Raw genomic sequence first — 22,087 nt, forward strand, 5'->3', positions numbered from 1 at the left:
ATCCTCGTCCTTAATGGTCGGAGCCGGAACCGTCACATCCTCACCCGGCTTACCAGAACCATCCCCATACTCAGGCTGGAACTTATCCGGATCATCGACAGTGACAGTCACATCAACGGTGCCCGTAGAACCATCCGGGTGGGTCACATCAACCGGAACAGTAATCTTGTCACCCGGCTCAGCATCCTCCGAAACCGGAACAGTAACCTCACCGGTATTCTCATCAACCGTCACACCATCCGGAGCACCCTCACCCGGGGCGAACTTAGTATCCTCCGGCACCTCGGTCTCCTTACCATCCTCGTCCTTAATGGTCGGAGCCGGAACCGTCACATCCTCACCCGGCTTACCAGAACCACCCTCATACTTAGGCTCGAAAGACTCACTATCCTTATCCTTCGAAGCGGGTGCATCTAGGTTAAACTTCACAGGAACTTCACGCGATACTGAATCAGCACCCGCAGCAGGGGTCCATGTGACCTTTACGAGCACCTCGTTTTCGCCTTCAACCTGTTTATCCGCAGGCCATTTAACTGCGCCGGTCTTAGGATCAATATCATCAATACTCAGCCCAAGTTTCTCAGCAGCAGCGGGATCCGCGAACTCGAAGGTTGCACCTGCCGGCTTTTGTTCGACCGCGTCAGTATTCGGGTTGTCAAAAGAAGGCTTCGCTTCAAGATCCTTTTCCTTGGCTGTGCCCTTGGTGTCTTCGTAACGAACGAAGGTCGGGTCTGCCAGGAAAGAATCCGCCAGGAGTAGCGTGCCCGTAGGCTTACCCGAAGCATCGGCGGCGAATACCTGGGAAGAGTATACAGTCGCCTTGGACAGGTTCTTCGGAACTGTGAAATCACAGGATTCCAACTCACCTAGCTCGTTAGCGGTGACAGTGCAAGCCTCACCGGTGGATTTACCGTCCGCAACCCACTTAATAGCGTACTTCTGGTTAGGGACCAGGCCGGTAGTCTTCGACTTGGCGGTATCACCAGGAGCTGCGATGGAAGAAGTGTTGTCGTAATTGAATACGTCGTGAATCGGGCGCGGAGTCAACAACGCGAAGTTCTGGACAGAAATATTAGCTGACGTATTCTCAATACCGAGGTTTCCACCATGGGAGGGCTGGAACATATTGTCCTGGTAGTTACCCATCCACAGATCACGGTTGTCGCCAACTACCGGATACAAGTACATGTAGTCCACGTTGATGTGGCGGTGACGCTGACCTGCGATGCCGTCCCACTGCATCTCGTTATCGTGCTTTTCGTCCTTGGCGGAGACGAGCGTGCCCCACTCTTCGTCAGTGGTTTTATTCCCCTTCTTGTTGTGGCTAATACCATACAAGCCAGCAAAGGGGAGATAGAAGGAACCGTCATCCTTTACATAAGCTACGCGAGACTCTGCGATATGGGAGCCTTTTCCGTGCTCAGCCTGATATTTGTCGACGATTTCTTTCTGGGCGACGCGGAACTGTTCACGACTATAGTTCTTGTTTGCGGCCTTCCAAGCGTCAAACTGACGTGCTACTTCATCGTTAACATAGGAGCCTACTACTTTAACATTAGTAGCGGCACGATCTGAAGAATCCTTAAAGTATTGGTTGGAAAGTGAGCCCCCAGCCTCATTGTTTTCCCACCAAACATCGCCTCGTGCGGTACCATAAATACCACCCTTTGGCCACTGCTTATCAGCAGTCGGCGCCTCGGTCCAATCAGCTTCAGGCTTTGCAAGCCACCCATCTACGTTCGGACGTTCTTGGAATACGACCTTAGAATCGACAATTCGGTTAATGCCGGCCGTAAAGTCCCAGTCCTCCCATTTACGGGTCGTTCGGTTATGGAAGCGACCGCTGTACATGTCGCCACCGGCCGCTAAGGTGTACTTTGCAGGGTTCGGGTTCTCAGCCCACGTGCGAACCTGGAACTTCTCATCGCCTGCCAACTTGAATTCGACCGGGTTACCCAAACCATCCTTCGGTGCCTTGGACAAGTCGAAGACAAACTTACCCTCGGAGTCCGAGGTGGTGTAGTAAATAGGAGAGACCTGCCCCTTACCGTTAACATACTGCAAGAAGACCTTTACACCAGGCATGGCCTCGTCGGCTTCATTCTTAGCCTCTGGCCCTGAATCACGATCCAAGTAGACCGTACCTTGGTAGCCCTTCTTCTGACCCCAAGTACCGTCTGCTCGGATAGCAGTCGCTTCCGAAGTGCCCCGCGAATCAACGCTGCGATCCTGCGCAGATGCTGCATCCTGAGCAGCAGCAACTGGCGAGGAAGCGGGATTTACAACTGGGTGAACGAACGGAGCTACGAGAGCTACAGAGAGAGCAGCGGCAGCGATAGTAGTGCCGCGACGGCGAGTTACGCCGTTAAAACTCTTCATTTTCATGAAAAGTCCTTCCTTATATAAATTGCGAACACAGAGAACAGGAGCATGCCCCCACTCTTGGCCTGGGCGTACGAACATTGAATTTTTAGCTGAGTTCTGACTGTCCTCAGTTTGCAACGTTATTGAACTCAGCCGGCCCTCACAACCGATACCCACATTTAATTTTATTATTATCTATGGTTAACATTGTGCACATCTCCCAGGAGCGGAAGATCTGCCTAGTCAGTCGCCCTTCGGACTGTTTACGTCACTTAAATACGTGATAAATCAGCTAAATATCCCTCTTGGAGATCAGCACGCCTTCTCTAAGCTGTCCGCCTTTTTCGCATGAAAAAAGCGTGCCTGGGAATCCAGACACGCTTTCTTTCGAGGCAGCAATTAGCCCGTTGCTACCTCGCTCCTACTTAGAAGGTGAAGTCCTCATCCAGAGGGACGGAAGCACCGGTGAACTCACCGAAGCCGTCATCGCCGTAGATGGAATCGCCATAAGTCGGGATCGAGTATGCAGCGTTGCGTGCAGCCTCGGTCGGCTTAACGGAGATATTACGGTAACGCGAGATACCGGTACCAGCAGGGATCAACTTACCGATGATGACGTTTTCCTTGAGGCCGATGAGCTTATCGGAGCGCTTGTTAATAGCGGCGTCGGTAAGCACACGCGTAGTCTCCTGGAACGATGCAGCAGACAGCCAGGACTCGGTAGCCAAGGAAGCCTTGGTAATACCCATAATCTCCGAACGCAGCTGAGCCGGCTCACCGCCCTCTGCAACCTGGGCAGCATTGAGCTGCTTAGCCTCAGAAAGGTCAATGAGGTTACCCGGCAGCAAGTCCGTGGTACCCGCATCAATGACGGTGCCACGACGCAGCATCTGGCGGATAATGATCTCGATGTGCTTATCGTGGATAGCCACACCCTGGGTACGGTACACAGCCTGCACCTCATTGATGAGGTGCTGCTCCACACCACGACGGCCGAGAACCTCGAGAACGTCGTGCGGGTCAGCCGCACCACGCATCAGACGGTCACCGGTCTCGACATGGTCGCCGTCCTTGAGGGAACGCTCAATCATGGCGTCCGGGTTGGACTCCATCGGGCGACGAACCTGAGCCAGGCCCTGACGCTTGGAAAGCTTCTCATAAACCACATCATCAGAGCCGTCGTCCGGGGTGATGGTCAGGGTCCAGAAGTTGCCCTCATCGGACAGGGAGACGGTGCCGTCAACGGAGGCGATAGGAGCGCGGTTCTTCGGGTTGCGGGCCTCGAAGAGCTCCTGAACACGCGGCAGACCGCCGGTAATATCGCCACCGACACCACCCTGGTGGAACGTACGCATGGTCAGCTGGGTACCCGGCTCACCAATGGACTGCGCAGCCACAATGCCGACGGCCTCGCCGATATCGACAAGCTGGCCGGAAGCCATGGACTTGCCGTAGCACTTGGCGCATACGCCGGCCGGAGTCTGGCAAGTCAGCACGGAGCGAACCTTGACATCGGTGACCTTAGCGTCAAGCAGCTTCTGGGTGAGCTCCTCGGTGAGGTCAGAGCCGGCCTCGGCCACAACCTCGCCGTCTTCGCCCTTGACATCGGTCGCAAGAACGCGGCCCGATGCAGAGGTCTCCCACAGCTCGGAGAGAACAACCTTGTCCCCGGACTCCTCGCCGATTGGCACCTGGACGCCTAGGCGGGTGCCACAGTCCTCTTCACGGACGATGACATCCTGGGCCACGTCCACCAGACGACGGGTGAGGTAGCCGGAGTCAGCGGTACGCAGTGCGGTATCGGCCAGACCCTTACGCGAACCGTGGGAGTTGTTGAAGTACTCCAGCACGGACAGACCTTCGCGGAAGGAGGTCTTAATCGGACGGGTGATGTAATCACCGTGCGAGTTCACAACCATGCCCTTCATACCGGCCAGCGTCCAGATCTGACGCATGTTACCGGCAGCACCAGACTTCACAATCATCGGAATCGGGTTGTGGTCCGGGTACATATTCTCGACGGCCTCACCGACGGTATCGGTAGCGTCCTTCCACAGCTCAACCAGGCGGTCGTAGCGCTCGCGCTCGGTCAGGGCGCCCTGCTCCCAGTACTTGCGTTCGATGCGCTCTGCTTCCTTCTCATAAGACTCGAGGATCTCGGTCTTATTCGGCAGAACCAGAACGTCAGACATGGTGATGGTCACGCCGGAACGGGTTGCCCAGTAGAAGCCGGCGTCCTTCATGTTGTCCAGCACCTGAGCCACGGTGATCATCGGGTACTTATTGGCCAAGTCATTGACCACGTCACCGATGAGGACCTTATTGCCGGAACCGCCGCCCTTACGGACCATGATGCCCTCGAGGTACGGGTAGTTCCATGGCAGCAGCTCGTTGAACATGACGCGGCCGATGGTGGTGTAGCCCATCCATGCCTGGCCCTTGGACCAGCCATCTGGGAACTGCTCTTCCTCGATCTCCTTCGGCGGACGAAGGTGATCGATGCGAACCTTGATCGGAGCCTGCAGGCCAACGGTGCCGCGGTCATAGGCCATGAGAGCCTCGGCGTAGGAGGAGAAGACACCAGTTGCTGGCTTATCCTCTTCTGCCTCGCGGTAGCGGCCATTGCCACCGATCTCATCCTCGGACTTGTCCATGGTCAGGTAGTACAGGCCGGTAACCATGTCCAGACGTGGCATGGCCAGCGGCTTACCGGATGCCGGGGACAGAATGTTATTGGAAGCCAGCATCAGGACGCGGGCCTCAGCCTGAGCCTCAGCGGATAGCGGCAGGTGGACTGCCATCTGGTCACCGTCGAAGTCGGCGTTGAACGCCTCACAAGCCAGCGGGTGCAGCTGAATAGCCTTACCCTCAACCAGCTTCGGCTCGAAGGCCTGAATACCCAGGCGGTGCAGCGTAGGCGCGCGGTTGAGCATCACTGGGTGCTCAGAAATGGCCTGCTCCAAAACGTCCCACACCTCTGGGCGCTGGCGCTCAACCATGCGCTTGGCGGACTTGATGTTCTGGGCGTAGTCGTTTTCTACCAAGCGCTTCATGACGAACGGCTTGAAGAGCTCGAGAGCCATGAGCTTCGGCAGACCACACTCGTGCAGCTTCAGCTGCGGACCAACGATAATAACGGAACGGCCAGAGTAGTCCACGCGCTTACCCAGCAGGTTCTGGCGGAAGCGGCCCTGCTTGCCCTTGAGCAGGTCAGACAGGGACTTCAGCGGACGGTTGCCCGGACCTGTAACCGGACGGCCGCGGCGGCCGTTATCGAAGAGCGCGTCTACAGACTCCTGCAGCATGCGCTTCTCGTTGTTCACAATGATCTCTGGTGCACCCAGGTCGATCATGCGCTTCAAACGGTTATTGCGGTTGATTACGCGGCGGTAGAGGTCGTTCAGGTCGGAGGTAGCGAAGCGGCCACCGTCCAGCTGCACCATCGGGCGCAGCTCTGGTGGAATAACCGGGACAGCATCCAGCACCATGCCAGCCGGATCATTGCCGGAGCGTAGGAAGGCCGCAACAACCTTCAAGCGCTTCAGGGCACGCATCTTCTTCTGGCCCTTGCCGTTGTTGATGATCTCGCGCAGCTCCTCGGCCTCAGCCTCGAGGTCGAAATTGCGGACCAGGGTCTGGATGGCTTCTGCACCCATGCCGCCGGTGAAGTAATCCTCGTAGCGGTCCACCAGCTCTTCGTAGATGGTCTCATCAATGATCATCTGCTTCGGAGCTAGCTTGATGAAAGTATTCCAGATTTCATCGAGGCGGGCGATTTCGCGCTCGCCGCGCTCGCGGATGTGCTGCATTTCCTTATCGGCAGCATTCTGCACCTTCTTGCGGGCATCTGCCTTGGCACCGGCTGCTTCCAGCTCGGCCAGATCAGACTCCAACTTGGAGGCGCGCTCGGCGATCTCGGACTCGGTATCGTCCTCAACGTCCTTCTTCTCCAGGAGCATTTCTGCTTCCAGGGTGGACTGATCGTTGTGGCGAGCCTCTTCATCCACGGAGGTGATGATATTGGCTGCGAAGTAGATGATGCGCTCGAGATCCTTCGGAGCCAGGTCCAGCAGGTAGCCCAAGCGGGAAGGAACTCCCTTGAAGTACCAGATGTGGGTTACCGGAGCGGCCAGCTCAATGTGGCCCATGCGCTCACGGCGGACCTTAGACTTGGTGACCTCAACGCCACAGCGCTCACAGATGATGCCCTTGTAGCGGACGCGCTTGTACTTACCACAAGCGCACTCCCAGTCACGGGTGGGGCCGAAGATGCGCTCACAGAAGAGGCCGTCCTTCTCCGGCTTCAGGGTGCGGTAGTTAATGGTCTCAGGCTTTTTGACCTCGCCCTTGGACCAGCGACGAATATCGTCTGCGGTGGCCAGACCGATGCGGAGCTCGTCGAAGAGATTTACGTCAAACACGTAATGTCTCCCTTTCATCCTCGTTGTCGAGGAGTTGATGGCTTTGTATGAATGGAACGTTTATGCCCTACCGCGGGGACTTACCCCGCGGTGGACCAAGAAACTAATTAGGCGATGTCAGCGGAGGAACCCTCATCGCGGGACAGGTTAATGCCAAGCGATGGGCTGTCCATGTCATCGTCATCAGAGCCAGACAGCTCCATCGGCGTGCCGTCGGTGGAGAGAACTTCCACGTTCAAGCACAGGGACTGCAGCTCCTTGAGCAACACCTTGAAGGACTCAGGGATGCCCGGATCTGGAATATTGTCGCCCTTAACAATGGCTTCGTAGACCTTCACGCGGCCGACGACGTCATCGGACTTGATGGTCAGCAGCTCCTGCAGGGTGTAGGCAGCGCCGTATGCCTGCATTGCCCACACCTCCATCTCGCCGAAGCGCTGGCCACCGAACTGGGCCTTACCACCCAGCGGCTGCTGGGTGATCATGGAGTAAGGACCGGTGGAACGGGCGTGAATCTTCTCATCGACCAAGTGGTGCAGCTTGAGCATGTACATGTAGCCAACCGAAATTGGGTACTTGTACGGTTCGCCCGAGCGGCCGTCGAAAAGCGTGGCCTTGCCGTTCTCATCTACCAGCACATCGCCGTCGCGGTTAGGACGGGAGGAAGCCAGCAGGCGCTCGATCTCGTGGTTGGTAGCACCGTCGAAGACTGGGGTCGCGGTCAAGGAATCCGCAGGAACGTCATAGAGCTCCTCCGGCAGGGTCTTGAGCAGCTCGGCGTTCTTCGGATCTTCGGTGTCGACCTTCCAGCCGGCGTGTGCCAACCAGCCCAAGTGAACCTCGAGGACCTGGCCAATGTTCATACGACGCGGCACACCGTGGGTGTTCAGCAGGATGTCTACCGGGGTGCCGTCTTCCATGAACGGCATATCCTCTGGCGGCAGAATCTTGCCCACAACGCCCTTGTTGCCGTGGCGGCCGGCCATCTTATCGCCGTCCTGGATCTTGCGCTTCTGGGCCACGTAGACGCGAATCATCTCGTTGACGCCAGGGGCCAGATCGTCATCATCATCGCGGGAGAAGCGGGCAACGCCGATGACCTTGCCCACCTCACCGTGCGGCACCTTCATGGAGGTATCGCGGACCTCGCGGGCCTTCTCACCGAAAATGGCGCGCAGCAGGCGCTCCTCCGGGGTCAGCTCGGTCTCACCCTTCGGGGTGACCTTACCCACCAGGATGTCGCCGGCGCGGACGTCGGCACCGATGCGGATGATGCCGCGCTCGTCCAGGTCGCTCAAGACGTCCTCAGAGACGTTTGGGATCTCGCGGGTGATTTCCTCAGCGCCCAGCTTGGTATCGCGAGCATCAATCTCGTGCTCTTCGATGTGGACGGAGGTCAGGATGTCCTCTTCCACGATGCGCTGGTTGAGGATGATGGCGTCCTCGTAGTTGTGGCCTTCCCACGGCATGAAGGCAACCAACAGGTTGCGGCCGAGGGACATCTCACCATTGTGGGTACCAGGGCCATCGGCCAGAACCTGGCCGGCCTCTACGCGCTCACCCATGGAAACCAGCGGGGTCTGGTTGTAGTTGGTGCCCTGGTTGGTGCGCTCGAACTTACGCAGGATGTAGGTATCGCGCTGGCCCTCATCATCCATGATGGTGATGACATCAGCGGTGACGTTTTCGACCACACCGGCCTTCGGGGTGATAACAACGTCGCCAGCGTCGTACGCAGCGCGCTGCTCCATACCGGTACCCACCAGCGGAGCCTCGGAGCGCACCAGCGGCACGGCCTGCTTCTGCATGTTCGCACCCATGAGGGCACGGTTAGCATCGTCGTGCTCCAAGAACGGAATCATGGCCGTACCCACGGAAACCATCTGGCGCGGGGAGACGTCAACGTAGTCCACACCGGAGGCATCGGTAAGCCCGATATCTCCGTCCTTCAGGCGGACCTCAATACGCTCGCCGGTGAGGTTGCCCTCTGCGTCCTGCTCGACCTCGGCCTGAGCAATAGCGAAGCGGTCCTCTTCATCGGCGGTGAGGTACTCCACCTGGTCGGTGATCTTGCCGTCCACAACCTTGCGGTACGGGGTCTCAATGAAGCCGAAAGCATTCACGCGGGCGTAGGACGCCAGCGCACCAATGAGGCCAATGTTCGGGCCCTCAGGAGTCTCAATCGGGCACATACGGCCGTAGTGGGAAGCGTGAACGTCTCGCACCTCAATGCCGGCGCGCTCACGAGACAGGCCGCCTGGGCCCAGTGCGGACAGGCGGCGCTTGTGGGTCAGGCCGGACAGCGAGTTGTTGTGGTCCATGAATTGGGACAGCTGCGAGGTACCAAAGAACTCGCGGATAGCAGCAGAGACCGGGCGCACGTTAATCAGGGAGGTTGGAGTGATGGACTCCGCATCCTGGGTGGTCATGCGCTCGCGCACAACGCGCTCCATGCGGGACAGGCCCACACGGACCTGGTTCTGGATGAGCTCACCGACGGTGCGCAGGCGGCGATTACCAAAGTGGTCGATGTCATCCGTGTGCAGGGCGATCATCTCACCGTTTGGTGCCTTCATCTCGCGCTCGCCTACGTGCAGGCGGACCAGGTACTCGAGGGTGACGGCAATGTCTTCCTCGGTCAGGGTCATCAGACCATCGTGGTCGCCGCCGAGACCCAGCTTGCGGTTGATTTTGTAGCGGCCGACCTTTGCCAGGTCGTAACGCTTTGCACGGAAGAAGGAGTTATCCAGCAGGGACTGTGCCAGCTCGCGGGTAGGCTGCTCGCCTGGGCGCTGCTTGCGGTAAATCTCCAGCAGTGCCTCATCGGTGTTCGCTACACCGTCCGACTCCAGGGTGGACATCATGAGCTCGGAGAAGCCGAAGCGTTCCCTGATCTGCTCCTCGCTCCAGCCCAGTGCCTTAAGCAGCACGGTTACCGGCTGGCGGCGCTTGCGGTCAATGCGCACGCCGACGGTGTCGCGCTTGTCGACGTCGAACTCCAACCATGCACCGCGGGAAGGAATAACCTTCACGGAATGCAGCGGGCGCTCGGTGGACTTATCGATCGAGCGATCGAAGTAGACGCCCGGGGAGCGCACCAGCTGAGAGACGACGACGCGCTCGGTACCGTTCACGATGAACGTGCCCATATCCGTCATGATCGGGAAATCGCCGATGAAGACGGTCTGCGACTTAATCTCTTGGGTGTCGTTATTAATAAACTCTGCGGTCACGTACAGCGGCGCGGAGTAGTTGATGTCCTTTTCCTTGCACTCATCCACGGTGTTTTTCACCGGTTCAAAGCGCGGCTCCGACAAGGACAGGGACATATTGCCCGAGTAGTCCTCAATCGGCGAGAGCTCTTCAAGGATATCCTCGAGGCCGCTCGTCACGCGGGCGTCATCGCCGCGTTCAGCCTGCTCGCGCTCGCGCCACTCCGGCGCGCCGACGAGCCAAGCAAAGGAATCAAGTTGTACGTCAAGGAGACCCGGCAGGGCGATAGGCTCGCTAATTTTTGCAAACGAGTATCGCTTCGGGGCTCCGGGGATATTGGCCACTGACTTGGTCTGGCGGGAGACTGCCAAGATGGGTCCTTCCAGCACCTCACGCGGATTGCCTGCTCGCCCTGGCCGACGAGCCGCAAAACCGCTGGTAATTCTAGCATTCGGTCTGCTGTGGAGTGTCTGGGTTCAGAATGCACAAAATCACCTTGTCAAGTCGGTTTTGCCATCACCGGCCTGAAAGGCTAAATGTGCACCGAAGATCCAGATTCCAGCGCAACGAAACAGCTTATAGGAAAAGACCTGCCATGTAAAGACACACCACTCTTGGGGCGTGTCGCTACCGCGCTAGGGGGCAAGCTCGTGCTCGCCGCGGCGCTAACGCGTCCAGGCCGCGCCACTGTGCGCGACAACCACCGAGCACCCTACCACTAAAATCTCAATACACCGCAACCCCGACGGCGATTTTGTTTTCCAGCTGGGCCTTTACCGGCTCGCCGGCACCGCATTGCCGCCGACGCGTCCGCGGTTATGGCGCGACCGGGCGTGCTTGTTCTTGCCGCCAAATAGGCCGAGTGCACCAATGATTCCGAGCAGGGCTAAGAGTGCGCCGAGGCCGATGGCGACCCACCGCACGATCTCCGCTACGCGGTCGCGCGGGAAATCTGCGGCCTCCTTGAGCAGCGCCTGCTGGTCTTCTTCAGAGGTAGAACCGTTAAAGACGAAGGCGCGCTCACGACCCACGCCCTCGCGGTCCGCGTAGTAATCATCAATATCCATATCCATGCCCACCACGAGGCCGGTTTGTTGGTCCACATAGAAGTCGCGGCTGCCGGAGTGGGTCAGGTAGCCCTGCTCCTCGCCGCCGCCTTCCTTGGGCAGGCTGGTGGTATTGCCATCGGCCGCATAAAGCTGCGCTACGTTAGTCGGCTCAATTTCTTGGTGGTAGCGGTAGACCGTGCGACCGTCCATCGTGGTTTCTTCTTCAAAGACTGCATCGACGGCCTTGCGCAGGGTCGGGTCAAAGACCGGGTAGTTGGTCTTCTCCGCATCAGCCGGGAACTTAAGCCAGTAGCCATCCACCGTTACTTTGTCCGAAGGCGTAGCAAGCGTATGGCTAAGCGACGCCTCCCCCAGAGCCTCACCACTCAGGCGGTCCACCGGGTAGCTCCACACCTGGGCTTGGCTTAGGTCATTGAGGCCCTCACCGTCGCCACGCATGCGGGTTTCTCCAATGCGCAAGGTGGCCTTCTCCTCGTCCGAGGGTTCTTGGATATCCATGTTGATTTGGTAGGTCATGGGGCCCGAACATGGCTGGGTGCCGTCCTTGGACAGCTGCTGCGAATCCGCAGAATCATCGTGCAGTGTCCACGTACTGTTTTTCAGGTTCAACGGCAGCCGCGGGGAGTAATCCAAAAACGCCGGCGCCACAATACCGGCGGCGATGAGCGCGACGCCGAGGCCTAAAAGCAGGACGGAAAAAATGCGGGACTTGGGCAGCATGGGGGCTAATTCTACAACCCGTGGCGGCGATTCCCTGTTTCTACAGGCCGCCCCGCCACACCGGATTGGTTTTAAGCCGTCTGCGCATTCCAAGCGATGATGCTGCTAGTATCCGTGGTCTGCCGCGCGCACCAGAGATCAAACTCTTCTTGCAGCCCCAGCCAAAACTCTGCCGAATTGCCAAAATAGGCGGAAAGACGGAGCGCCATTTCCGCACTAATCCCAATGCGCCCACGCACCAGCTTGGAAATTTGAGACTTGGAGCTAAAAATATCCTTGGCTAAGCGGTATTGAGTCAGTCCGAGCGGCTCCAGAAATTCCTCGCGCAGAACCTCTCCAGGGTGTGGAACGGGGACGACATCCGAGGACTCTTCCCCCTTATTTGTGATAATCGATGAAGTCAACGTCCACAGCTCCTTTCCCTGTCCACCGGAAGACTACTCTCCACTGCGCATTAACACGGATGGAATAAAATCCGTCCCACTGCCCTTTCAGCCTCTCTAAGTGATTCGCTGGTGGAATCCTCAAATCGGCAAGAGAGGCTGCTCGGTCAATCATGATGAATTTGCGACGCAGTATCCTTCGCAGTTCAGGGGGCACGTACTTTGGCGCCTTACCATCTGTGTGAAAGCGCTCTAAGCTACCCCTCCTGAACTCCACAATGCCATAGTGTCACACTTTGACACTATTGGCCATTGCTGTACTACCCGCATTGCGCCCGCGAGCATAAAACGAGGAAACCCCCAGCTCCCACCGCGCGCGGCGGTAAGAGTGGGGGTTTGAAAGCGTAAAGCTCAGTGAAATTACTTGAGCTCGACGGAAGCGCCAGCCTCTTCCAGCTTGGTCTTAGCAGCCTCAGCGTCGTCCTTGGAAGCGCCCTCGAGGATAGCCTTAGGAGCACCCTCGACCATTTCCTTAGCTTCCTTCAGGCCCAGGCCGGAGACGATCTCGCGGACAGCCTTAATAACGCCAATCTTCTTAGCGCCAGCGTCGGTCAGAACGACGTCGAACTCGGTCTTCTCCTCAGCGGCAGCAGCGCCGCCCTCAGCCGGAGCGCCAGCTGCAACAGCAGCAACCGGAGCAGCAGCCTCAACGTCGAATACCTCTTCAAATTCCTTAACGAACTCGGACAGTTCGATGAGGGTCATTTCCTTGAAAGCTTCAATGAGCTCGTCCTTGGTGAGCTTAGCCATGATGGCAAGTCCTTTCTGTGTTGTGTGTGCGCTGCGCGTGATTTATGCGGCGCACACGGTGTTGTAATTGTGCGTCTTTTGTGACGACTTAAGCTTCTGCTTCCTTCTTGTCCTGCAGGGCTGCGACGGTGCGTACAGCCTTGGTTGCAGGAGCGTTGAAGAGAGCAGCTGCCTTCGCCATAGAACCCTTCATAGCGCCAGCCAGCTTTGCGAGGGTGGTCTCGCGGTTGTCCAGCTTGGCGATGGCCTCAACCTGGTCGGCAGACAGTGCGTCGCCGTCCATGTAGCCACCCTTGATGACGAGTGCCTTGTTGTCATCAGCAAACTTGGTGATGGCCTTCGCAGCATCCACTGCCTCGCCCTTGATGAACGCAATTGCGGTCGGGCCAGTCAGCAAATCATCAAGACCTTCGATGCCAGCTTCCTTGGCAGCGATCTTGAAAAGGGTGTTCTTGGCGACGGAGTAGTCAACGTCAAAGCCCAGATCGTTACGCAGCTCTTGCAGCTGGGATACGGTCAGGCCGCGGTACTCGGTCAATACAACAGAGTTAGCGCCAGCCAGCTTCTCCTTCAGCTCTGCCAGGTCTGCAGTGTTCTTTGGGTTTGCCATTGTCTCTCGCCTCCTTCCAAAACATCTCTTTTATTATTCCGCCGGGGCCTTCCTTGCTTCGGTTGCCCGAAACAACAAAAGCCCCGTGCAAGAGCACAGGGCGCGCGACATAAGAGAATGCCGCGAATAATCGCAAAGTGTCTCCTGCGTGGGCCGTCTCCTAGGATGGAGAACCTTCGATCCAGATGGATGACCAACGGTCTTCGGTGAACTTTGACTCGGCCGTGAAGTGGCCGTTCAAACTTCGTGGAAAACACTACCTCCCCACCCGCGGTTTCTCCAAATCGGCGTTTCCGCCGCGTAGGATAGCCGCCATGACCTCCCTCATGTGGTTCCGCGATGACCTGCGCCTGCACGATAACCAGGCACTTTTCCGCGCGTCCGAGGCCGCCTCGCTTGGCGACGCCTCCTTGGTCGCCGCCGTCCTCGACGAGCCCGCCTATCCCGGCACCCGCCCGCTGGGCGGCGCGACCACGTGGTGGCGCGAGCGCTCCCTTTATTCCCTCGCCCGCGACCTCGCTGACCACGGCGTAGAGCTCATTCGCGCCGCCGGCGATGCCCGCGAGGAAATCCCCCGCCTCGCCGCCGAACTGGGCGCCACCACCGTCACGTGGACCCGCCGCTACCATGGCCCGCTGCGCGAGGTCGATGCCACCGTCAAGGAAACCCTGGCCTCCCAGGGCATCACCGCGACTTCCTCGCCCGGCTTCACCTTGGTGGAGCCGTGGGAGGTCACCAATGGTCAGGGCCAGCCCTATAAGGTCTTTACTCCCTTCTCCAAGGCAGCCGCCTCCCAGGTGGCGGGAGATGAACCGGAGGGAGTGCCGGAGATGGGGGCGTCGGCAAGCAGTGCATCTGCCTGGCCCAAACCTACCGAGCCGGCATGGGCCGCATCCCTGGCCGAGCACTGGACGCCCGGCGAGGCCGGCGCGCGCGAGCGACTAGCCCAGCTGGACCTGGCCAACTACACCGAGGAGCGCGATATCCCCGCGCTCAATGCCACCTCCCTACTCTCGCCCCACCTGCGCTTTGGCGAGGTCTCCCCGCGCGAGGTGTGGTTCGCCGCGGCCGAGGAGCCCGAATCCGCCAAGTTTCACTCCGAGCTGCTATGGCGCGACTTTGCCTGGCACCGCCTCTACCACCTGCCCAATCTCGCCACCGAGAACGTGCGGGAGAAATTCGACCGCTTCGACTGGTCTTGGGATGACCCGCGGCTTAAGGACTGGCAGGCAGGTACTACGGGCATTCCGCTTGTCGACGCCGGAATGCGCGAGCTATGGGCCACCGGGTATATGCACAATCGCGTGCGCATGGTGGTGGGCTCCTTCCTCACCAAGAACCTGGGCATCCACTGGCGCTTGGGCGAGGAATGGTTCTGGGACACCTTGGTGGACGCCGATGCCGCCTCCAATCCTTTTAATTGGCAGTGGGTGGCCGGCTGCGGCGATGATGCCGCGCCCTTCTTTCGCATCTTCAACCCCGAAACGCAGGCGAAGCGCTTCGACCCTCAGGGCGAGTACGTGCGCCGCTGGGCACCCGCGCTGTCCGCCCCGCCCATCGTGGACCTAAAGGAATCACGCCAAGCCGCGCTCGATGCCTATGCGGAGATCAAAGACTAAGCCGGCGGAAAAGGTGGGCGTAAAGGTCTACCATGGGGCCAATGATGAGCCCCAGGATTCATTCTCAAGCGCACCCGCCCATTGGCAATACCCCACTCATGCGAGTGGAGGCGATTAGCCCCCGGCCGGATGTCCACCTCTATCTCAAACTCGAACAATTCAACCTCGGCGGTTCTGCAAAAGACCGGACCGCCCGAGCCCTTATCCAGGCAGCCCTCGCAGCCGGCGATATCCGTCCTGGTTCGACGCTGGTGGAATCTTCCTCCGGCAACCTGGGCATGGCTCTAGCTCGCCAAGCCCCGCTACAAGGCATGAAATTCCATTGCGTGGTGGATCCGCGGGTCAACGCCTCCACGGTAGCTACCATGCGGGCCTATGGCGCACACGTGGAATTGCTCGACCACCCCGATCCAGAAACCGGCGATTGGCTCACCGCCCGCCGCACCCGCGTGGCCGAGCTTTTGGAAGAGATCCCCGAGTCTTTCAACCTCAACCAGTATTCCAATGAAGCCGCCTTCCACGCCCACGCGGAAGGCACCATGACGGAGATTCTGGACCAGCTCGGTCAGGCGCCCAGTCATCTACTCGTGGCTATGAGCACCACCGGAACCCTTGGCGGCTGCGTACGCAAGCTCTCCGAGCTGGGCGCCGATACCCACACAATCGGCGTTGATGCGGAAGGCTCCGTGCTTTTTGGTGGTGAGCGCGGTACCCGCATGCTGCCTGGCTATGGCGCCGGAATCGTAACCGAACTATCCACCAGGTTTTCGCCTTCTTCCGTGGAGAGGGTTCCGGATCTTGATGCCATCGTTGCCGCCCGACAACTCGCCCAAGCCGAGGGTCTGCTGCCTGGCGCTTCCGGCGGTGCCGTCATCGCCGCCTTCCAGCGCCTCGCGCCCTCCCTGCCGGCAGGGGCTGAAGTGGTTGCCGTGCTGCACGACGCCGGCCAGCCTTACCTCGACACCATCTATAACGATTCCTGGGTGTGCGAAAACTTTGACATTTCGCCCTCTGAACTCGCGGCGCGCATCGAGGGGTCGGCGCAGTGACTTCTGCTAGCTCTGCCCGCCGCATTGCCATCATTGGAGGTGGACCGCGCGGCCTGTGGGCCGTCGAGGAACTTATCGAGCGCGCCCGCGTTCCACTCGATGTCACTGTCTTTGACCCCTACCCCGCCGGTGCGGGCGCCGTCTACCGTCCGCAGCAGCCGCCGCAGTGGCGCCTCAACGTCAACTGCGCCATCGTCACCACTGCCCACGATAGTTTCAACGCCTGGCGCACCCGCCGCGGTGAAGACACCACCGATGCCTTCCCACCGCGGGCTCAGGTGGGCCAATTCCTCACCGATACCTGGTCCGCCGCAGTGCGCCGCGCGCCGGCCCACGTTCGCATCCGGCACCTGCCGCACCGCGTGACCGCGGTAAGCACCGACGGAGAAGGTTTCATGGTCGATGGCGCCCCCTTCGACGAGGTTCTAGTCTGCACCGGCCACGACCATCTCCACGCTTGTTCTTTGGCCTATGAGGCCTCGTGCGTACCAGTCACCGGTCTCTACTTCGGTGCCGATCTCCCGAGCTCCGCACGGCGAATCGGCGTTCGCGGTGCCGCCCTAAGCTTCATCGATGTGTGCCTGCTGTATGGCGATACCGCCGAAACCATCTACCCGGTTAGCCGCAGCGGGCGCTTCATGGAGGTAAAGCCAGCCCCAGAGACACTGCTGCCGGAGGTGTCACCGCGGTGGCGGCAGGCCTGCGCGCATATCGACAACGCTTCGGAGCTGCGTGAGATCCTCATTGGGGCTGCAGGCGAATTCGGTGACTTCTCTACTGCCGACCTCGCCGCCGTTATCGACGGTCAGGATTTCACTGGCGATGCCGTCGCTGAGCTTGAGGCTTCCCTACGTGCGGCCGAAGGTACCGGTCCGCTCACCCCGGCCGCGGCCGTGGGTGCGGCGTTTCGTGGGGTATTCCAAGACTGCGTCGATTGGCACAAGGCGCATGGCCCCATGCCTGGCTTCCGCGAGCTTTCACGCGCCCTTGAGCGCGTGGCTTTTGGTCCGCCACCGGTCACAGCCAGGCGCCTGCTCGAGCTGATCCACTCCGGTGTGGTGAATACCGCCTACCTAGGCACGCCTGGGCAGATAGATTCCTGGCGGGAAAAGGGCGGCGTGGACCTGCTTATTGACGCCACCGTTGCTCCCCAAGCCACCCCCTCCCCCTTCCACGACGTTGCTGGCGTGGTGGAAATTGGCCGGATGAATGAGCTCTCCCTGCCCGGCCATGACTCCCTTAACCGTTCCGTGCACGATGACATCCCCCGCTGGGCGGAGAAAGTAGGAAACCCATGACCACCACCACCCCTGTAGAGCCACTACCCGTTCACGGCACCGTCCCGCTGCGCGCCCGGTGGGAACGGTGGATGCGTGATCTCGTCGAAAACCCGCAGCGCGTCAGCGCATTGACCTCGCGCTTCGGTTCTCCGGTGAACGTGTTGAATCCCGCTCCGCTGCGCCACAATGCCCAAGAGCTGCTCGACGCGGGCGCTTCCCACGGCGTGGAGACCCAGGTGTTTTTCGCACGCAAGGCCAATAAGGCTCTGTGTTTTGTCGATGCTGCGCGCGATGCCGGGCTCGGGGTGGATGTAGCCAGCGAGAACGAGCTCCGCCAAGTGCTCGACCGCGGTGTCGCCCCCGAGCGCATCATCCTCAGCGCCGCTATCAAAACCGATGGCTTGCTCCACCTCGCGGTTTCGCGGGGAGTTACTATCTCTTGTGATTCTCGCGCCGAATCCCACCACATCGCCGCCATCGCGCGGGATTTAAACACCACCGCCCACGTGGCGCCACGCCTCGCTCCAGATCCGAACTCCCTACCTCCCACCCGCTTCGGCGAGAGGCTGCCGGCATGGCGGCAATCCGAGTGGCCACAGGAACTTCGTGTTGTGGGCGTCCACGTGCACCTGCATGGCTATAGCGAGGCCGACCGCCGAACCGCCCTTGCAGAGGCAATTTCCTTGGTCGAGCACGTACGCACATTGGGCCAGCCCGCAGGTTTCATCGATATCGGCGGCGGCGTGCCCATGAGCTACCTGGAATCCCGCGAGCAGTGGGAGAATTACCTCGAGCGCATCGCCTCCCAACGCGCTGGTACCGGTGAACCATTCACGTGGAAATCGGATCCGCTCTCCAATACTTACCCCTTCTGGCAGGAGCCGACGCGCGGTCAGTGGTTGGACCAGCTCCTCTCCGGCGAGGTCCCCGGCTACGGCGCCGCTGGCACTGCGCTGCGCGAGCGGGATATCGCACTTCACCTGGAGCCCGGCCGCAGCCTCCTCGACGGCTGTGGAGTCATCCTCGCCGAGGTGAGCTTCCTCAAAGAACGCTCTGATGGCCTGCCCCTTATCGGCGTGGCGATGAATCGCACCCAATGCCGGACCGCCGCAGATGACATCCTGCTAGACCCCCTCCTGGTACCTACGGCTGGGCCGGTAAAGGATATCTCCCGCGAGCCACGCACCGGCTTTGTGGTGGGCGCCTACTGCATTGAAGACGAGGTTATCCTCCGCCGCGAACTGGACTTCCCGGACGGCATCGCCGTAGGAGATACCCTCGCCATTCCGAATACAGCCGGATATTTTATGCACATCCTGGAGTCTGCTTCGCACCAAATTCCTTTGGCACGCAACGTCTACTTCGACGGCGGCGATTGGGTGCCAGACGATATTGACGTCGTGTAGCTGCAGGCGGGCTAAGACATAGAAAAAGGGCTTCGAGGAATTCCTCGAAGCCCTTTAACTTTGAACGCAGTGCGTTAGAACTGCTTACGCGGTGTAATCCTTAACCACGGAACCGTCAACCGGGATGCCCGGGCCGGAGGTGGTGGAGATGGTAGCGCGCTTGACGTAAATACCCTTAGCGGAAGAAGGCTTCAGGCGCTGGATCTCATCCATGAGGGCGCCGTAGTTCTCAGCCAGCTTCTCAGCGTCGAAGGATGCCTTGCCAAGGATGGCGTGCAGGTTAGCAGCCTTATCAACGCGGAAAGAGATCTTGCCGCCCTTAACCTCAGAGATTGCCTTAGCAACGTCTGCGGTAACGGTACCGGTCTTCGGGTTCGGCATCAGACCACGCGGGCCCAGGACGCGGGCAACGCGGCCAACCTTGGCCATCTGATCCGGGGTAGCGATAGCAACGTCGAAGTCGATGTTGCCCTCGTTGATCTGCTCGATCAGTTCAGCGGTGCCGACGATGTCAGCGCCAGCTTCCTGAGCAGCGGTAGCCTTCTCGCCCTCAGCGAAGACAGCAACGCGAACGTCCTTACCGGTGCCGTTAGGCAGGGAAACGGTGCCGCGAACCAGCTGGTCAGCCTTGCGCGGGTCAACGCCCAGGCGGAAGACGACGTCAACGGTGGCGTCGAAGTTCTTGGAGGAGGTCTCCTTGGCCAGCTTGGTAGCCTCGATCGGACGGTACAGGCGGGACTTATCTACCAGTTCCGCAGCGGCCTTATAAGCCTTAGACTTGGTGCTCATTTAACAATTCCTTTTCTGGATTGGTGTGGTGTTCGGCGGGCCGTAGCTGGCCCTACCACATAAAGTTTTTACTTCTCCGGTGCGCCATCAACGGTGATGCCCATGGAGCGGGCGGTACCGGCGATGATGCGAGCGCCGTTCTCGATGTCACGTGCGTTCAGGTCCGCAAACTTGGTCTCTGCGATTTCCTTGCACTGATCCCAAGACACAGAGCCGACCTTGTCGGTGTGTGGGACGCCGGAGCCCTTCTGGATGCCAGCGGCCTTCAGCAGCAGCTTAGCTGCCGGCGGGGTCTTCAGCTTGAAGTCGAAGGAACGGTCCTCGTAGACGGTGATCTCAACCGGAACCACGTTGCCACGCTGGTTCTCGGTAGCGGCGTTATAAGCCTTGCAGAACTCCATGATGTTGACACCGTGGGCACCCAGTGCCGGGCCAACTGGCGGTGCCGGGTTAGCGGCGCCTGCCTCGATCTGCAGCTTGATGAAGCCGGATACCTTCTTCTTAGGAGCCATCGAATTACCTCTTTCCTGTGTTACCGGGATGTCCGCCACGATGAATAACGGGATCCCGTCCGGATGCTCACCTTCAGTGGGCCACCGGAGGATGAAACGTTTTCTTATACGCACGCCAAAGGCGCACGGCGTTCCAGTTTAGAACACCGTGCGCCCTGCACAAAATCACTTTTTAGGAGATGCGCTCGATCTCGGTCGGCGACAGCTCCACCGGGGTCTCGCGGCCGAAGATGGACACCAGACCCTGCATCTTGCCGGTCTCCGGGTCGATCTCGGAAATGGTCGCGGATACGGCGGCCAGCGGGCCGGACAGGATGGTCACGGCCTCGCCCACCTCGAAATCGTGCGCGTACTTCTTGGCCACTTCCTTCTCCGGCATAGCCACAACCTGCTCGCCCTCTGCCTCGTTCGGGGCAGCATCGCCCTTGGTGGACGGTGCCTCGTTGGGCATGAGGAACTTTGCCACGTCGCGGGTCTTGACCGGGGTGGCGTTGCCTTCGTTGCCCACGAAGGAGGTCACGCCTGGGGTTTCGCGGATGACGGACCATGCGGCGTCGTTAAGCTCAGCGCGAACCAGGACGTAGCCCGGTAGCAGCTTGCGCTTCACGATCTTCTTCTTGCCGTCCTTGGTCTCTAGGACCTGCTCAATAGGAACTACGACCTCGAAGATGGAATCTTCTACCTCGAGGGTCTGGGCACGCATGTCCAGGTTGGTCTTTACCTTGTTTTCGTAGCCGGAGTAGCACTGAATGATGTACCACTGGCCCGGCTGCTTCTTCAGTTCGCGGGTAAAGGCGCGCAGGCGCTTGCGGTAGGCGGCATCCTCGGACTCGTCTTCGCCGGCCTCAGGGGCTGCACCCTCGGCCTCTGCTTCGGTCGCTGCCGGTTCCGCTGCGTCGGTGGACTCGGCGGACTCGCCTGCAGCGTCGGTGGACTCAGCCGTTCCTTCAGTTTCTTCCGCTACCGGAGCGGCTGGGGTAGCATCCTCCTGCTGCGCTTCTTCTACAGAGCTAGCGTGCTCTGCCGCCTGCTCCTGCACGTTGGACTGCATTGCCTCTTCCAGCGAGGTGCCTACGGTTTCGACGTTGTTCTCGTCGCTCATAATTCTTACTCCAAAAAATTCCTCGGCGCGTTGCGTAGGACCAGCCTACCCGCCCGCGTATGGGCAAAAAGTATCCCGCCGTTCCTTTAAGCGGAAACAGCGGGATAAAAGATTATGCGCTTATCTTACTAATCTGAGAGAACCTGCTCAACTCCGAGACCAGCCAGGGTGTCAACGCCCCAGACCAAAACGGTCAGCACGATAAGGAACGCAAAGGTAATGAGGGTGTACTGCAGCATCTCCTTAGCGGTAGGCCACACCACCTTCTTCATCTCGGATGCTACCTCGCCCGGGAAGGCGGCTACGCCACCACCTGGGGTGTCATCGTGGTTCTTATCCTCGACGCGGACGACGTGCTTATCGGCGTAGTCCGCGGAGGACGTGGTAGCCGCACCAGAGAGCTGACGCTTACCGGTCGGGCGCGATGCACCCGAATTCTTCGGCTGCTGCTCATCGCTCACAGCTAACCCTCCTTGGGAACTAAATCTAATAGGGCGCTTAACGCGCACCTCCATAACTTTGTCAACCCTAGCAAAGCTTGCACAGCATGAAAAGCTGACCACGGCATTTACCGGACGTGGCCTTGACAACATGTGGGCGGGCTAAGCGTCACGAAGACTTGATTTCTAGCGGTCGTGGAAACACCTGACATGGGTTAGGTGATTGTGTGGAGTCGAAATGGGTTCCGGATTCTGCTGTTGTGGCGCGGTTTGCGTCGTTGGTTCGGGCTGGTAGTTCA

At 59.4% G+C, this 22,087-nt stretch carries 16 protein-coding genes; 4 read left to right on the forward strand and 12 right to left on the reverse strand.

The genetic code is table 11. From position 1 onward, the window contains the following. The 8 genes from MHX61_RS10945 to rplJ all read right to left on the reverse strand — a co-directional run. On the reverse strand, positions 1-2,385 hold a 2,385-nt coding region (locus MHX61_RS10945; RefSeq protein ID WP_239194820.1), incomplete at its 3' end, for a YPDG domain-containing protein. A 404-nt stretch (positions 2,386-2,789) separates the two neighbouring features. Next, the gene (locus MHX61_RS10950) at positions 2,790-6,785 is read right to left on the reverse strand and encodes a DNA-directed RNA polymerase subunit beta' (protein ID WP_239194823.1); all 3,996 of its coding nucleotides are present in this window, start codon (positions 6,783-6,785) and stop codon (positions 2,790-2,792) included. Positions 6,786-6,892: 107 nt separating this feature from the next. After that, positions 6,893-10,387 carry a DNA-directed RNA polymerase subunit beta gene (locus tag MHX61_RS10955; RefSeq protein ID WP_239194827.1) on the reverse strand — a complete coding sequence of 1,165 codons (3,495 nt, stop codon included), beginning with the start codon at positions 10,385-10,387 and terminating at the stop codon, positions 6,893-6,895. Between the two features lie 384 nt (positions 10,388-10,771). After that, a complete protein-coding gene (locus tag MHX61_RS10960) occupies positions 10,772-11,788 on the reverse strand; it encodes a DUF3068 domain-containing protein (RefSeq protein WP_239194830.1) in 1,017 nt (338 codons plus the stop codon). A 71-nt stretch (positions 11,789-11,859) separates the two neighbouring features. Then, positions 11,860-12,192: a HigA family addiction module antitoxin gene (locus MHX61_RS10965; protein WP_204610276.1), complete on the reverse strand. Its 333-nt coding sequence runs from the start codon at positions 12,190-12,192 to the stop codon at positions 11,860-11,862. Beyond that, positions 12,167-12,448, reverse strand: coding sequence for a type II toxin-antitoxin system RelE/ParE family toxin (locus MHX61_RS10970; protein WP_204610277.1), 282 nt, complete (start codon positions 12,446-12,448; stop codon positions 12,167-12,169). The genes MHX61_RS10965 and MHX61_RS10970 overlap by 26 nt, the downstream gene beginning before the upstream one ends. 143 nt (positions 12,449-12,591) lie before the next feature. Next, entirely contained in the window at positions 12,592-12,981 is a 390-nt protein-coding gene (gene rplL, locus MHX61_RS10975) for a 50S ribosomal protein L7/L12 (protein ID WP_023020528.1), read from the reverse strand. Between the two features lie 88 nt (positions 12,982-13,069). Then, positions 13,070-13,591 carry a 50S ribosomal protein L10 gene (rplJ, locus tag MHX61_RS10980; RefSeq protein ID WP_239194835.1) on the reverse strand — a complete coding sequence of 174 codons (522 nt, stop codon included), beginning with the start codon at positions 13,589-13,591 and terminating at the stop codon, positions 13,070-13,072. A gap of 314 nt (positions 13,592-13,905) precedes the next feature. Between rplJ and MHX61_RS10985 the strand changes: the two genes are divergently transcribed. The 4 genes from MHX61_RS10985 to MHX61_RS11000 are packed head-to-tail and all read left to right on the forward strand — an operon-like array spanning position 13,906 to position 18,945. Then, positions 13,906-15,210, forward strand: coding sequence for a deoxyribodipyrimidine photo-lyase (locus tag MHX61_RS10985; RefSeq protein ID WP_239194838.1), 1,305 nt, complete (start codon positions 13,906-13,908; stop codon positions 15,208-15,210). Between the two features lie 32 nt (positions 15,211-15,242). Further along, positions 15,243-16,259 carry a pyridoxal-phosphate dependent enzyme gene (locus MHX61_RS10990; RefSeq protein ID WP_239194841.1) on the forward strand — a complete coding sequence of 339 codons (1,017 nt, stop codon included), beginning with the start codon at positions 15,243-15,245 and terminating at the stop codon, positions 16,257-16,259. Further along, positions 16,256-17,557 (forward strand): FAD/NAD(P)-binding protein, encoded by a 1,302-nt coding sequence (locus tag MHX61_RS10995; RefSeq protein WP_239194844.1) that lies wholly within the window; start codon positions 16,256-16,258, stop codon positions 17,555-17,557. The genes MHX61_RS10990 and MHX61_RS10995 overlap by 4 nt, the downstream gene beginning before the upstream one ends. After that, positions 17,554-18,945, forward strand: a complete 1,392-nt coding sequence (locus tag MHX61_RS11000; protein ID WP_204610283.1) for a Y4yA family PLP-dependent enzyme — start codon at positions 17,554-17,556, stop codon at positions 18,943-18,945. The genes MHX61_RS10995 and MHX61_RS11000 overlap by 4 nt, the downstream gene beginning before the upstream one ends. Before the next feature lie 84 nt (positions 18,946-19,029). On the opposite strand, the gene rplA is transcribed toward MHX61_RS11000, so the two are convergent. From rplA to secE, 4 genes are all read right to left on the reverse strand, one after another. Beyond that, the gene (gene rplA, locus MHX61_RS11005; protein WP_204610285.1) at positions 19,030-19,734 is read right to left on the reverse strand and encodes a 50S ribosomal protein L1; all 705 of its coding nucleotides are present in this window, start codon (positions 19,732-19,734) and stop codon (positions 19,030-19,032) included. A gap of 68 nt (positions 19,735-19,802) precedes the next feature. Then, complete coding sequence (rplK, locus tag MHX61_RS11010) at positions 19,803-20,246, reverse strand: 50S ribosomal protein L11 (protein WP_049358678.1); 444 nt, start codon at positions 20,244-20,246, stop codon at positions 19,803-19,805. A gap of 172 nt (positions 20,247-20,418) precedes the next feature. Further along, complete coding sequence (gene nusG, locus MHX61_RS11015; protein WP_239194847.1) at positions 20,419-21,348, reverse strand: transcription termination/antitermination protein NusG; 930 nt, start codon at positions 21,346-21,348, stop codon at positions 20,419-20,421. A gap of 128 nt (positions 21,349-21,476) precedes the next feature. Next, a complete protein-coding gene (gene secE, locus MHX61_RS11020; protein ID WP_204610288.1) occupies positions 21,477-21,809 on the reverse strand; it encodes a preprotein translocase subunit SecE in 333 nt (110 codons plus the stop codon). Between the last annotated feature and the right edge of the window lie 278 nt (positions 21,810-22,087).

It is taken from the genome of Corynebacterium sp. ACRPF, assembly GCF_022347395.1.
Classification (GTDB): Bacteria; Actinomycetota; Actinomycetes; order Mycobacteriales; family Mycobacteriaceae; genus Corynebacterium; species Corynebacterium tuberculostearicum_D.